The organism is Fimbriimonadaceae bacterium, from assembly GCA_023957775.1.
GTDB lineage: Bacteria > Armatimonadota > Fimbriimonadia > Fimbriimonadales > Fimbriimonadaceae > JAMLGR01.
Map to the genome: position 1 here is coordinate 70,513 of JAMLGR010000019.1, position 13,614 is coordinate 84,126.

Below are 13,614 nucleotides of genomic sequence, written 5' to 3' on the forward strand. Positions count from 1 at the left end.
CGGCCTACCGGAGCCGCATCGCCCGAATCGCGCTTTGGGTCTCTCCCGACAGGTACACGCGCTGGGTGGCCTTGTGGAAGTCGCCCGCGTCAGCCGTGTAGATGTTCACGAAGGTCTGCGGGTTGCGGTCGACCACGGGGAACCAGGAGGATTGCACCTGGACCATGATCTTGTGGCCTTTCAGGAACGTGTGGAACACGTCCGGCATCGCGAACTCGAGCTTTGTCGGCTTGCCCGGCACCATCGGCTCGGGGTGCGACCACGAGTTCCGGTACTTCGCGCGCATGGGTTCGCCGCGCACCATCATCTGGTATCCGCCCATCTTCACGTTCGGACCGCGAGGGGAGTCGTTGGGCGCGTCGTCGGGCAGGACGTCGATGAGCTTCACGATGAAGTCGCTGTCCGTTCCGGTGGTCGACACGTACAGGGACGCCGTGACCGGGCCGAGCAGGGTGACGTCCTCGATCAACGGGGGCGTGGAGTAGGTCAGCACATCCTTGCGGCTCCCGACGAACCGCTGATCCTCGAGCATGTACTCGCGGGGCATGCCGGTGGAAACGGTCGCCGACACGGGGACGGGATGGGCGGGGTCGCTCACGTACTCGTCGAACACGGGCCGGCTCCCACGGCTCTCACCCGCAAACGAGAGCCTCTTGCCCGATCGGAGGTAGAGGCTCACCGGCTTGGCCGAGGCAGGGGGCCACTGGTCGAATCGGCTCCAGCGGTCGGCGCCCGTGTCGAACATCATCGCTTCCGGGATGTCCGCTTCGCCGACGCCGCGCAGGTGTTTCTCGAAGAAGGGCATCTGGAGCTTGGTGCGGTAGTCCTCCCCGGTGCGCACGGTGAACACGATGTCGTGCAGCGAGTTTCCGGGCCCACCGTTCCAGGATCCGTGGTACCACGGCCCCATCACGAGGGTGCTCTGGTTCTGCGGGGTGAAGCGTTCGATCGCGCGGTAGATCCGGAGCGGTCCTTGGAGGTCTTCGGCATCGAACCAGCCCCCCACCGTCATGATCGCCACTCCGCCGGCGTTGCGCAGGTGTTGCGGGACGTTCTGGGCTTGCCAGTAGGCATCGTAGTCGCCGTGCTCCATCCACTCGTTCCAAATCGCGATTTGGTTGTGGAGGTACTTGGCGTTGGCGTTCTTGAGCGGGCCCATCTCGAGGAAGAACTTGTAGCCGTCGTTCGTACCGTGTTGGAACACGCGCGGGCCGTAGTCTTGGGTGGGGCCGTCGCGCTTCTTGCCGAACCCCGCGATGAAGTTCATCGCGTGGGGCAGCCAGAAGGCGCCGTTGTGGTGCATGTCGTCGCCGAGCCAGTTGTCGGCCATCGGCGCTTGGGGCGCGGCCGCCTTCAGCGCGGGATGGGGGTGGATGAGGCACTGCGCGGCGTAGTGTCCGGGGAAGGAGGTGCCGTACACCCCGACGCGGCCGTTGTTGGGTTTGACGTTCTCAAGCAGCCAGTCGATCGTGTCCCACGTATCGGTGGTCTCGTCGGCCTCCCCCGGCTTCTTGAGCGGCTTGAACGGCCGCATCCATGCGAACTCGCCTTCCGACATGTACCGCCCGCGCACGTCCTGATACACGAAGATGTAGGGCTTCTTCGTAAACTCGGACTCGGGGCCGAGGCTTCCCCGGAACGCGTCGGGGCCATAGGGGCGGCACGAGTACGGCGTTCGTTGCATGAGGAACGGCGCGTCGGTCACCCCTTTGGGGATGTAGATCGAGGTGAACAGCTTCACCCCGTCCCGCATGGGAATCTCCACCTCCCGCTTGTCGAAATGCTCCCGAACGTAGGCCGGCTGAGCCGACGCGAGGCTCGCCGCGGCAAGGAAGAGGAGGATCCACCGGTGTCGCATGGGAAGAGGGTTCGCCCTCACGCTCCAGGACTCCTCTCGCCGGGCTTGCGGACGGATTCCGTGGAACCTCTCTGGACCCTTGTGAGTTAGGATAGGCATGAACTGGATGTGGATCATTCCTGCGGCGATCGCGGCGGGTACGGTGTTTGCGATGACGACAGGCACAGATCAGAGCAGCGGCACTGACCCCCTCAGCCCGAAGCGGCCGGACAAGGTCGTGAAGACCGACGCCGAGTGGAAGAAGCAGCTCACCCCCGAGCAGTACAAGATCCTCCGCAACAAGGGCACCGAAGCCGCGTTTTGCGGCGTGTTCTACGACAACCACCTCGAGGGCACTTACTTCTGCGTGGGTTGCGGGCTCCCGCTGTTCAAGTCCGAAGCGAAGTTCGACTCGGGCACGGGCTGGCCCTCGTTCTTCCAGCCCGCTTCGAAAGACGCCATCTGGGAGCGGCCGGACAACAGCTATGGCATGCGCAGGGTCGAAGTGCTGTGCGCGCGCTGCGACGGCCACCTGGGCCACGTGTTCGACGACGGCCCCCGCGACAAGGGCGGCAAGCGGTTCTGCATCAACTCCGAGGTCCTCACCTTCAAGAAGAAGGAGTAGGAGGGCATCTTGGATGCCCAGAGGTGAGGGGCCTTACAGGGGCTCTCTTGGGACTTCGGCGCCGCACCAGAGGCACTTGCCGCGGGACCGAGTGAGGGCGGGACGGCCGCAGTGGGGGCAGACCGAGCCTTTGACCGTCCGTTTGCCGTCCTTCTTGCCGTCCTCCTGATCCACGTGGTCCACCCACGCGACGAGTTGCTCGTCCGTGTAGCCGTGATGCTCCTTGAGCAACCGCCACAGGCCTGCGCAGGCCAGTTCCAGGGCATCCACCCTCATCTCAAGCGTCTTGGCCTCGTGGGAACGCTCCGGGGTGCGAGAGGTGATCGAGATTTGCGCATCGCTGGATCGTACAAGTCCGAGAAGTCCGCCTAACATACACCGATTGTAACGGTTCGACGGACTGTCTGGTAGGGGCTCGCACGCCCGGTGGCTACCTGGAGGTTCCTAGTGTAGTGAGTCAATAATCTCAGGGCAGCGAGGCCCCGGTTGGGCCCTCCGGGCCCCTCGCCCCTCTGGGGGAGAGGGGTTGGGGTGAGGGGCCCGTTTTGCGCGGTTTCAGCTTCAATTCCAGCGATCCGGACCCCTCACCCCCAGCCCCTCTCCCCCGGAGGGGCGAGGGGTGCCTCTTGCGCCTTTCGCCACGGCCCGCTGGGAAACTAGTGAGACACTACACTAGTTGTTGCCGCTCAGTCCAAGGTGTTTGAGGAATGCGTCGACCTTCGGTTCGCGGCCGAGGTAGTCCCGAAGCATGTCCATCTCGTCCTCGGTGCCGCCCTTGGCCAGGATTTTCTCCCGGTAGTACTGACCCGCCTCGGGGTTCAGCACACCCAGCTCCTCGAACCGCTGCCACATGTCCTGCGCGTAGACGAGCGACCAGAGGTAGCCGTAGTACGCGCCCTGGTAGCCCGTGAGGTGGCCGAACGCCGCCTGGTAGAACGTTCCGGGCACGCGCTTGTACGGCAGGGTCTTTTCAAACACGTCGTACATCACTTTCGTGGTGTCCACGTCGCCGCTGGGCACGGTGTGGAACGCCTGGTCCATCTCCCCGAGGAACAGTTGGAACTCGGTCTCGATCCCGCTGCCCACGTTGCGCGCGGCCAACATGCCGTCGAGCAGATCGTCGGGAATCGGTTCGCCGGTTTTGTAGTGCTTCGCAAACGTCTTGAGCACCTCGCGGTTCCACACCCAGTTCTCCATCATCTGCGACGGCGCCTCGACGAAGTCCCGCGCCACCGCGGTGCCCGAGAAGCTCGCGTACTTGACGTGGGTCAGGATGTTGTGGAGCCCGTGGCCGAACTCGTGGAAGAACGTCTCCACCTCGTCGTGCGGGAGCAGCGAAGGCTTGTCCGCCGTCGGCTTCGTGAAGTTGCACACCAAGGCGGCCAGAGGCAGATGCACCTCCGGGCTCGAAGCCTCCTCACGCGGCTGGAGGCCCCAGCACGCGGCGTGGTTGTACTTGGCTTCGCGCGGGAACAGGTCGGTGTAGAGCCGCCCCAGCATCTTGCCGGTCTTCTTGTCCCACACCTCGTACAGTTTCACGTCGGCGTGCCAGATCGGCATCCCCAGCTCGGAGGCCTTCGACGTGACGTCCCGGTACTCGATGCCGTAGAGCTTCGACGTGATGTCGAAGATCCCGTTGACCACGGCCTCGAGGGGGAAGTACTCCTGCACCTTCTCGCTGTCGACGGCGTACTTCTCCTTGAGCAGCACGCCCTTGTAGTACGTGTAGTCCCACACGTTGAGAACCGCGTTCGGGTCCCCTGTGTGCTTGCGTTTGACCGCGACGAGCTCCTCTTCGTCCTTGTCGGCTTTCTTCTTGACGATGGGGATCAGGTCGTCGTAGAACTTGCGGATCGTCTCGGAGTTCTTGGCCATCCGCGTCTCGACCTCGTAGTCCACGCGGTTCTTGTAGCCAAGGAGCTGGGCGGCCTCGGCGCGCAGCTTGATGAGCTTCTCCAAAATGCGGATGTTGCGCGTCCCGCCGCGGCGTTTGTGCGCGATGTAGAGCTTGTGGCGCGTGGCCTCGTTTTCGCAAAACTCCTGCGCGGCGCCGTACGTGGGCGCGTCCATCCCCACGAGGTAGAGATCGCCGCTGCGGGGGGTGCGGTTCAGCACGTCCTCGGGCAGTCCCTTCAGCTCCTCGGCGGTGCAGGCGACCTTGGTCTCGTCCTCCGCGATGTTCTGATCGAACTCGATGCTCAGCTTGTTGAGCTCGACCTCGATCTCTTGGAGGCGCTTTCGCTTCTCGGGGGTGAGATCCATGCCGGCGCGCCGGTAATCGCGGAGGGTGTGCTCGAGAAGTCGCTTCTCCTCGCCTTCCAGCTTTGGATTCGTTGCGGCATAGGCCTTCACGGCCTTGTACAAATCTTCGTTCTTGCCAAGGGCGATCGACCAGTTGCTCACCTCCTCGTCGGCCGCCCGGGCCGCGTCGCGCTCGGCGGGATCCGTCGAGACGAACTGCATGAAGAGCGTGAGGGACGTCTCGCGATCCAGTCGCGCGAGGACGCGGTCGAGGGCACCGAGGGTGTTGTCGAAATTGCGCTTTGAGTCGGGGACGGCGACGATCCAGTCGATCCCGGCCTCAGCCTTCTTGAGTGCCGCGGCGACCGCCGGCGGAATCTTCGTGTCTTCGGAGCGTGGAGTCCCGAACGCCGGGGCGAACGCGGCTGCCACCAGCATCGCCGCCGCTAGGGCGAACTTGAGGGATCGCTGAAACTTCATCATTGTTCTCCTTCATACGCGTCCGAGGCGCCCCGCGTCAAGGCTTGGCGCATCGAACCCTGCCGATGCGTCGTCGCTACCCTAACGATGGAACCCCAAAACTTGGTGCCGACGCTCGCCTGTCTGTTCTTCGCCGCGGCGTTTCTCCAATCGAGCTTGGACAAGCTGTTCGATCGGCAGGGCAACCTCGAGTTTCTGCAGGGCCACTTCGCCAAGACCCCGCTAGCCCGTTTCGTGCCGGCGATGCTGCTCTCCGTGACAGTCATGGAGTTTGCGAGCGGGGTGCTCTGCCTGGTGGGCGCGGCCTCCCTCTGGTTCTTCCCCGGAGACTGGGCCACGGTCGGGCTCGGGTTGGCGGCGACCACGTTGCTCATGCTCTTCACCGGCCAGCGCATCGCCAAGGATTATGTGGGGGCGGCGGTGCTTGCCGGGTACTTCGCAGTCGCTCTGATCGGGTTGGCGGCGCTGCCGCTCGCGGTAGGTACGTAGTCGCTCTTACCAGGCTTCAGAGGGGCTCTCCACGATCCGACAATTGCAGGGATGGAAACGCAGGGAAGCCCTGAAAGCCCGACGCTGGGATGCGTCCTAACCCATTTGAGCCGGGCGCTCGACCTCGGTGAGGGCGTGCCCGCCGGCCACGCATTTCGAACCGCGCGGATCGCTCAACGGCTCGCCGTCGAGCTGGGTCTGTCGGAGGGCGAGCGCTGGAGCCTGTACTGGGCGGCCCTGCTCAAAGACAGCGGAGGCTCGGCGAGCGCCGCTCCGATCGCCGAGGCTTTTCGCTGCGACGACGTCGCGAGCAAAGGAGCCATCAAGTTCGTGGACTGGAGCCAAGCCAGCCACACGACCCGCTTTGCGGTCACGCAGATGGGACCCCAACGCTCTTGGCTGGCCCGGCTGCGCTACTTCGCCGGGATGACCGTTTCTCCGAGCAGGGTGCTGGAGGAGGCGATTCGCGTCCGCAGCGCCCGAGGGGCGGGGATCGTGCGCACTCTGGGGCTTGGGGAGGATGTCGCCCGCGCGATTCTCTCGCTCGACGAGCACTGGGATGGCCAGGGTGGTCCCGAAGGACTTTCCGAGCGTGCCATTCCGGTTCTGGCCCGGGTCCTTTGCCTGAGCCAGACCCTCGAAGTGTTCACGACAGCCGAGGGTGGACACGTCGGCTACGACGTGGCGCAGGAGCGTGCGGGACGTTGGTTCGATCCCGACATGGTGCGGGCAGCGCTCGCCTTCGAAACCGATACCGAGTTTTGGCGCGATCACGCCCGGCATGCCCAGGGAGAGCCAGTCGAGCTGGAGACGCCTCCGCTGGCAGAGTCGCGCGAGTCCGGGGCGATCGATCGCTTGAGCGAGGCCTTTGCAGGGATCGTCGATGCCAAGTCTGCGTTTACTGGGGAGCACTCCGCGCGCGTGGCACGCTACGCGGGCGCAATCGCCGCCTACTTCGAGCTTTCCGAGGTCCAATGCGGGCGCCTCCGCCGCGCGGCGCTGCTGCACGATTTGGGCAATCTCGCGGTTCCGAACACCGTACTCGACAAAGCCGGGGGCCTGACTCCCGAGGAGTTCCAGATCGTGAAGACCCACGCGCGACGCTCGTACGAAATCCTGCACGGCATCGAGGGATTTGCGCGCGTGGCGGAGATCGCCGCCGCCCACCACGAGCGGTTGGATGGACGCGGCTACTGGCGCGGACTGGACGCAGACCAGTTGGATCTCGAGATGCGCATCCTCGCCGTGGCGGAACAGTTCGACGCGCTCTCCGCGCAACGCCCGTACCGGGCCGCCCTTCCGTTGGACGAGGTGCTGCGGCTTCTCAAACGGGAGGCGGACGTCGGCATCGACGCGGACTGCGTCGAGGCCGTGCACGCCATCTTCGGCAATCGGCGTCAGGCCCTGGCCGCCTAGGGCGCCCTGCTAGAATCCTAGGAATGGACTCCGAGAAGCGCGTGTTCAGCGAAAAGGAGGCTTCCGAAATCGTGCAGCGCGCGGCGAGGCTCCACGAGGCGGCATTCGAGTCGTCGACGCCCTACACCCCCGGGATCACGCGCGAGGAGCTGGTGCGCATCGCCAAGGAGATCGGGGTCGACCCCAAGTTCATCGAGCAGGCGATTCTCGAGGGGGCTGGGCCGGAGAGCCGAAAGGGCGTCTTGCATCTCACCGAGGAGTTCGAACAGGTCGTCCAGGGCGAGCTGAGCCCGGATCGGTTCGATCTTGTTCTCGACGAGCTCAAGGTCATGAACCGCCATCAGGGGGTGGGGGCCACCCAGGTCGGCCGCACGTTGCAGGCGACGCACTGGACCGGGTTGTCGCAAGCCCAGGTCCAGATCACGTCGCGCAGCGGCCGCACGCGCGTGAATGTGAAGTCCAACGCGCTTTTCGCATGGTTGTTTGCCCTTCACCCGGCGTTCATCCTCAGCGTCATCGCTTTGGCGTCGACCGGGGAGCATGGGATGATCGCCACGGGACTCGCGATCACCGGGGTGCTCGCGGCTGCGGGGTGGACGGGGTTCCGGGCGCTGCTGAAAAAGGGGCATCAACGGGCCGGACAGCTGGCCGAACGACTCTCGCGGACCATCGCGGAGGACAACGCCGCTCAGGCGCATCGCGAGTCGAAGCAGGCTGCCGATGCCGAGGAGTTGCGTCTGCGTCTCGGCGACGGGCCGAACCCTTAGCGTTCCCCACTTCATTTCCCGATAATGGGTTTCAAGGTGTCCGTGAACGAGCAGTTCGAATCCCAAGAGAACCCCAAGACCGAGGAGGCGCGCGATGCGGCGAACGCCTGGATCGCGCGATTCGCCCCATTGGTCATGGAAGACGAGGTGTTGACGGCCCCCGAGGTGCGTGCGCGCCTCGCAACGGTCGAAGCGCTTCGTTCGGACAGCGGGGAAGTGCGTCGCGGGCTCCAGGTCTACGGCTCGGATGCGGATTGGGAGTTGTCGAGCACTCTCGACCGCGCGATCGCTCAGTTGGATTCGGTCGAAGAGGGCTTTCGCAAGCAGTTGGGCCTCCTCGCTCCGGGCGACCCCGAGGGCAAGGCGAACCTCGAGCGATTGAACCAACGGCTGACCGAACGATCGGCGCGGCAAGAGCTTGGGCTGCAGGCGGAGGCGGAGATGCCCGCCGTGCTCGAGGAGAAGACCTCGCCGGCGAACTGGGCGGCCGCGGGGGGCATCGGACTCTTCGGGTTTGGATGGACCAGTTTCACCACGTTTCATGCGGTGCTGATGATCGGCGGGATGTATTCGGCCTTCGGAATCGGAGCGCTCGCGCTGCTGGGGTTCTACGCGATTTTCTTTGCGGTGGGTTTCGCGATGCTCGGCGCGGCCGTCAACGCCGCCAGCGACGAGTCGATCGAGTTGGACGGGCGCAGCCTGACCGTGCGCCGCAAACTCGGGTGGTGGGTCCGCAAAAAGCACTACAGCTTGGGCCCCGAGGCCAAAGCCGAGATCGGGAAGGTGAACGCCGTCAAGATGGGCGCAGGCAACTCGAACAGCGTCATGCCCGCGATCGTGATTCCGGATGCGCAGGGTCGCCCCGTTTCCTTTGGTTCGGGCAAGACCGTCGAGCAGCGCAAGGCGTTGCGCGATCGGATCAACGCGTATCTGGCCGTGACGCGTCCCTGACCCTCGCGCACAGATCCGCCGCTGCGGCCGGCCACTCGGGGAACTGAAACTCGAAACCGGCGCGAAGCAACCGCGTCGGCAGGACCCGCCTGCTCTTGAGCACGAGTTCGGATTCGGTGCCCATCAGGCGGGTGCCGATCTCGATCATCCAAGCGGGTGCGGGCAGACCGAAACGCGCTCCCCACGCCTCGCGAAGCACGTGCATGAACTCGCTGTTGGGAATGGGGTTGGGGGAGGCGAGGGCCACGGGGCCCTCCAACTCCTCATGGTCGATGAGGAAAAGGACCGCCGCACCGAAGTCCGCTTCGTGAATCCAGGAGACGTACTGCCGGCCATCGCCCATCGCTCCACCCAACCCCTTACGCACGAGTCCGAGGAGGACGTCGAAGACGCCGCCCCGGTCGGGGCTGAGGGTGAGCGCGGAGCGCATGGCGACCTTTCGAGTGTGCGAGGTTGGGGCCTCCGCCAGGGTCTGCTCCCACGCCTTCGCCACATCGATGCTGAAGTTCCACGTGTCGGGCGCGCCGGGTTCGTTGCCGCCGAGTTCGCCGGTGACGTCGTCGTTGGGGGCGTCGTAGCGGTGGCGATAGATCGTGGCCGTGGAGGCCTGCAGCCACACGGCCGGGGGCGACTCGGCCTGGGCGATAGCCTGACCGATGACGCGGGTCGAATCCACCCTGGAATCGAGGATCGCGCGCCGGTTCTCGGGCGTGTACCGGCAGTTCACGCTCCGGCCCGCGAGGTTGATCACAACATCGGCCCCGTCGACGGCATCGGCCCACGGCCCCAGGGCTTTGCCGTCCCACTGCATGGTGTCGGGCGTGGCCTCTCGTGTGAGCACGACCACTTCGGCGCCCCTTGGTTTCAAGGCGCGCCGCAGCACCGCGCCCACCTGTCCGCTCCCGCCCGCGAGGACGACCTTCACGGCAGGAGCGTACCGCTCGAGCAGGTCCATGAGGAAACCCTCTCGCGGTTGAGCCGTCCCAACTGCATGAGTCTTCTGGCGGCCATCGTCCTCCTCGGTCCGCAAGGCGTGCAGGCGGGCACAAGCCTCCGTTTTATGCAGCCCGCGGTTTACCGGGCGGGTTCCGTACCGGATCCGTTGGCAGCGGGCGGGTACGGGGCGTCCGATAACGCTCCCAAACCCATGTGGGACAAGCGACTGCTAGCCGAGGGACCCAAGGCCACCCTCACGCCGGGCAGGGACCAGCTCATCCTCACCGTCACAAACGGTTCGAAGACCGACATCTGGTTTCATGCTGCGGACAGCAATCTCTTGGGCTACCTCGAGGCGAAGGACGCGCGCGGCGTGTTCCGGCCGATCCAGTACCATCAGTGGTACACCTGCGGCAACAGCTACCACCGGGTGGGGCTTCCTCCTGGAACGGGGTGGACTTTCAGCGTGATGCCGAGCCCTGGGACGTTCCACTCTACGGTCCGGTGGCGCTACCGGCACCAAGGCTCGGACCTCGTTTCGAACGAGTTGCGACAGTCGATCTCGCTGACCGCATTCGACCTGGATCCTGGCGTCAGTGCCCATCACGAATTGTGGCTCGAAGGCGACTATCCCGTGCTCGGGCTTAAGGGAATCCGACGCCGGTAGCGGCTTCCTTCACGCCTGGCGAGCCATGGAAACGTGCCTCCGCCAGGGTCGCGAAGGCACCTCTTGAGCTGGCCGGCGCTGGCGACCTGCCCACAATGGAACATGCCCAAGGTCAATTTGGTAGACGCCTTTGCGCAGATCGACGCGTACTGGTCCCCTCGCATTGTTGCCGAACTCAACGGACAACACGTCAAGCTGGCCAAGCTGAAGGGGGAGTTCGTGTGGCACGCCCATCCGGATGAGGACGAGTTGTTCCTGGTGGTAGCGGGTCGCCTGACCCTCGAGATGCGCGAAGGGAACATTGAGCTTTGCCCCGGCGAGTTCTATGTCGTGCCGAGGGGAGTGGAACATCGGCCGGTCGCTCACGAGGAGGCGCACGTGCTGCTCTTCGAGCCTGCGGGCACGCGCAACACGGGAGATGCGGGCGGCGATCGGACCGTGGACCCCGAGTGGCTGTGACCTTCGGCCCGCAGGCGGGTTCGAACCGGCCTACAATGTCCTCATGTCGATCGAGATGCTCAAGACTGCCGGAGTCGCCGTTCTCCTGGCGGGTGTGTTCGTCGTCGTACCGATCGTGGCGATTCTTCTCGAGCACCAACGTCGGATGGCGAAACTCATTCGCGGGGAGAAGGACGAGCCCTCCGAGCTGATTCACCTCCTGTCAGGCACCCCAAAGAGCAACTCGCAGCTCGAGGCGCGCATCGAGGCCCTGGAGGCGGAAGTGCGTGAGCTGCGCAACCAAAGCTCGTTGTCATCGCTCAACGCGCCCTAGGTCTTCACCTCGCGGAGTCAAGTTCGCGGCCCTTCGGCGTCAGAAGGTACAGGCGCGTTTCGTATCCCGCCTCCGCCTTCGCCACAATCACTCCGCGATCGTTGATGGCGAGGGCCTCTTGCATCCCGTCCCGATGCACGTTCCACAGGTCCCGCAAGGCCCCGTCCTTCCACACGTAGGCATGTGTCTCGGTTCCGTCGAAGGTGAAGGCGCCAACGATTTGGCCGAGCCCGTTGATCGCCCGTGCGTCGGACCACTTCACCTTTTCGTCGAAGAGGTGGGTCGTGGCACCTGACTTCCAGAGCACGGCGCGGGAGCCGACCCGGCCCACGGCGAGGCCCTGCCGGTTCACAGCGTTGAGCCAATCGTAGGAGCCCTCCGGAACAAGGTCGATCCATCTCGTTCCGTTGCGGATGGCAGGTTGCGTTTTCTGGGGACTCATGCCCTCGCCGAAGCCCTGAAAGCGGTTGCCATAAAAGCGACCCTTGGCGTCGATCCCCTCGAGAATGAAGCTGCCGAGTTGGAGTTTGGACCACTTGCCACCGTTCCAGCACAGGAGGCTCTCGGTTCCGGCGACCCACACGGCCCGTTCGGGCGTCACCGCGACGGCTCGCCCCTCGAGGTAGGGCAGGACCGTCAGGCGCGCCTTGGCCCATCCGCCCTGGGGATCGGGGGTCCACGTGGCGGGGTGATCCCGGTGGTCGACCATCACGTCGCCCACGAGGAGTTGCGCGGTGCCCGCATAGACATGGCCGTACTCGGCCTTTCCCAGCGGAAGGCCGGACAACGTGCCCTTGCTCCACACGAACGGCTTCGCGAAGAACGTCTCCCCATGGACACCGACCGAATCGCACGTGAACCCTGCCACGGTGTCGTCCTCAAGGAGCGTCACTCCGCCGATCCAGGTGCGGCTAACTGGCCCGCGCGTGGGCATCGACAGCACGAGGGTGGTGTCGTAGGCCGTCGGGTTCTGGCTGGCGAGAGCCACGAGGATCAGCGCGCCGAGCATGTGATTTGGACGCGCGTGGGAAGGGGGGCGTCACTGGAGTGCTTCGAGGAGCTGCCCTGGGTTGAAGGGTTTGAAAAGGCGCAGCCTCACGTTGGGAGGCTTTCCGCCTGGCGGCCATCGCGGGTCGTCGTCGTCGATGTCTCGTTCGACGGAGAGAAGCACGACTGGAATGTCGCACAACTCGGGGTCCCGAGCCATGGCGTCGAGGACTTCCCACCCGCTCACGACGGGCATGAGCGTGTCAAGAACGACTAGGTGCGGCTTGTCTGCACGCATCTTGACCAGTGCTTCGACCCCGTCGAAAGCCGTGTCGATCGTGTAGCCTTGGCGTTCGAGATTCACCTGGATCAGCCGCACGATATGCCGCTCGTCGTCCACGACGAGAATGCGTTGCGGCCTCCCCATCCAGCCTGATTCAGGAGCGAGTGAAACCACAAGCCTATTATCTCATCGTCTCCCTCGGCACCCTCTCTGGCTCACCGCTTCGTACATCAGCACCGTTCCTGCCATCGCGACATTGATCGAGTCCGTTCCCGCGGACATGGGAATGCGAACAAACCCGTCGCACGAGTCGCGTTGTGCTTCGGAGAGTCCCTCGCGCTCGCTCCCCAGCATCAGCAGGACCGGGCGGCGAAGGCTCACGCGCCGCACCTCGGTCGGCGCCTTGGGGCAGGCTCCCAATACGGTGAGCTCGTACCGCCGGTTCCAAGAGCGGAACGCGCGATGCGAAGTCTGTACAATCCTCAAGGAAAACACGCCTCCCATCGACGCCCGGACGGATTGCGGTGCGTAGACATCGGTTCGGTCCCTTGGAGGGCCGAACACCATCAGGCCGCTTGCCCCGAACGCAGCGGCCGAACGCATCAGCGTCCCCAGATTCCCAGGCGTCCGTAGGTTCTCGACGCCGATCCAAAGGTCGCGTTGCCCGACGTGACTGGGAAGAGGATCCCACCGCTGAGGGCACACAAGGAGGACACCCTTGGGCTCCCTCGCAGCGGAGAAGGACTGGAAGTCGGCGCGGGACACTTCGAGTAACGGAATGCCTCGGTCCTTCGCGAACTCATCCATCTCGCACCTGGCGGGGTACGAAAGCAGCGATGGGCTTCTCGCCAATCCGAGGATGGGGGTGGCGTTCGCCACTGCGGAGTGGAAGGAGCGGAGCCCTTCGGCGGGGAAGAGGCCCAGGCGATCACGGATCGACCGGTCGCCGAGGGAAACGAGGAACTCGGCGGTCAACCGAGGAAGCGGTTGGGCGCGGGGAGCGCGCGGCTTGGGATCAAGCCGCATCCTCCTGGCGCAGAGTCGCGCGGGTCTCGGTGCTCAACATGAGGAGAATTGTACCGGGAGGTGTAATCGAGCGGTTACAATGGACCTTCGTGAAGGGACCGATACGGTTCCGCAGGAGGTAACAAATGACTCGAAGA

At 64.8% G+C, this 13,614-nt stretch carries 15 protein-coding genes; 8 read left to right on the top strand and 7 right to left on the bottom strand.

Translation table 11 applies throughout. The annotated features are described in order from the left end of the window. Positions 1 to 4: 4 nt before the first annotated feature. Positions 5 to 1,858, bottom strand: coding sequence for a CocE/NonD family hydrolase (locus M9921_14685; GenBank protein ID MCO5298092.1), 1,854 nt, complete (start codon positions 1,856 to 1,858; stop codon positions 5 to 7). Positions 1,859 to 1,955: 97 nt separating this feature from the next. On the opposite strand from M9921_14685, the gene msrB reads away from it, so the two are divergent. Further along, entirely contained in the window at positions 1,956 to 2,462 is a 507-nt protein-coding gene (msrB, locus tag M9921_14690) for a peptide-methionine (R)-S-oxide reductase MsrB (protein MCO5298093.1), read from the top strand. Between the two features lie 33 nt (positions 2,463 to 2,495). Here the strand turns inward: msrB and M9921_14695 are convergent, their stop codons facing one another. Then, positions 2,496 to 2,837 (bottom strand): hypothetical protein, encoded by a 342-nt coding sequence (locus M9921_14695; protein ID MCO5298094.1) that lies wholly within the window; start codon positions 2,835 to 2,837, stop codon positions 2,496 to 2,498. A 297-nt stretch (positions 2,838 to 3,134) separates the two neighbouring features. Continuing rightward, a complete protein-coding gene (locus tag M9921_14700; protein ID MCO5298095.1) occupies positions 3,135 to 5,183 on the bottom strand; it encodes a Zn-dependent oligopeptidase in 2,049 nt (682 codons plus the stop codon). An 87-nt stretch (positions 5,184 to 5,270) separates the two neighbouring features. Here M9921_14700 and M9921_14705 point away from each other — a divergent pair, with 87 nt between their 5' ends. The 4 genes from M9921_14705 to M9921_14720 are packed head-to-tail and all read left to right on the top strand — an operon-like array spanning position 5,271 to position 8,806. Further along, positions 5,271 to 5,672: a hypothetical protein gene (locus tag M9921_14705; GenBank protein MCO5298096.1), complete on the top strand. Its 402-nt coding sequence runs from the start codon at positions 5,271 to 5,273 to the stop codon at positions 5,670 to 5,672. 51 nt (positions 5,673 to 5,723) lie between these two features. Next, positions 5,724 to 7,088, top strand: a complete 1,365-nt coding sequence (locus M9921_14710) for an HD domain-containing protein (GenBank protein ID MCO5298097.1) — start codon at positions 5,724 to 5,726, stop codon at positions 7,086 to 7,088. 23 nt (positions 7,089 to 7,111) lie between these two features. Continuing rightward, entirely contained in the window at positions 7,112 to 7,855 is a 744-nt protein-coding gene (locus M9921_14715; GenBank protein MCO5298098.1) for a hypothetical protein, read from the top strand. A gap of 36 nt (positions 7,856 to 7,891) precedes the next feature. Further along, positions 7,892 to 8,806 (top strand): hypothetical protein, encoded by a 915-nt coding sequence (locus M9921_14720; GenBank protein MCO5298099.1) that lies wholly within the window; start codon positions 7,892 to 7,894, stop codon positions 8,804 to 8,806. Here the strand turns inward: M9921_14720 and M9921_14725 are convergent. Then, positions 8,775 to 9,731: a TIGR01777 family oxidoreductase gene (locus M9921_14725; protein MCO5298100.1), complete on the bottom strand. Its 957-nt coding sequence runs from the start codon at positions 9,729 to 9,731 to the stop codon at positions 8,775 to 8,777. The two genes, M9921_14720 and M9921_14725, sit on opposite strands and share 32 nt — an antisense overlap. Before the next feature lie 66 nt (positions 9,732 to 9,797). Between M9921_14725 and M9921_14730 the strand changes: the two genes are divergently transcribed. The 3 genes from M9921_14730 (at position 9,798) to M9921_14740 (ending at position 11,181) form a co-directional block, all read left to right on the top strand. Further along, on the top strand, positions 9,798 to 10,409 hold the full coding sequence (locus M9921_14730; protein ID MCO5298101.1) for a hypothetical protein: 612 nt from the start codon (positions 9,798 to 9,800) through the stop codon (positions 10,407 to 10,409). A 102-nt stretch (positions 10,410 to 10,511) separates the two neighbouring features. Continuing rightward, entirely contained in the window at positions 10,512 to 10,868 is a 357-nt protein-coding gene (locus M9921_14735) for a cupin domain-containing protein (GenBank protein ID MCO5298102.1), read from the top strand. Between the two features lie 43 nt (positions 10,869 to 10,911). After that, positions 10,912 to 11,181, top strand: a complete 270-nt coding sequence (locus M9921_14740) for a hypothetical protein (protein MCO5298103.1) — start codon at positions 10,912 to 10,914, stop codon at positions 11,179 to 11,181. 4 nt (positions 11,182 to 11,185) lie between these two features. Here the strand turns inward: M9921_14740 and M9921_14745 are convergent, their stop codons facing one another. From M9921_14745 to M9921_14755, 3 genes are read right to left on the bottom strand one after another with little or no spacing between them, the layout of a single operon-like run. Further along, positions 11,186 to 12,190, bottom strand: coding sequence for a hypothetical protein (locus M9921_14745; protein ID MCO5298104.1), 1,005 nt, complete (start codon positions 12,188 to 12,190; stop codon positions 11,186 to 11,188). A gap of 30 nt (positions 12,191 to 12,220) precedes the next feature. Continuing rightward, a complete protein-coding gene (locus tag M9921_14750; protein ID MCO5298105.1) occupies positions 12,221 to 12,625 on the bottom strand; it encodes a response regulator in 405 nt (134 codons plus the stop codon). A gap of 12 nt (positions 12,626 to 12,637) precedes the next feature. Then, positions 12,638 to 13,477: an RNA methyltransferase gene (locus M9921_14755; protein MCO5298106.1), complete on the bottom strand. Its 840-nt coding sequence runs from the start codon at positions 13,475 to 13,477 to the stop codon at positions 12,638 to 12,640. Positions 13,478 to 13,614: the final 137 nt, after the last annotated feature.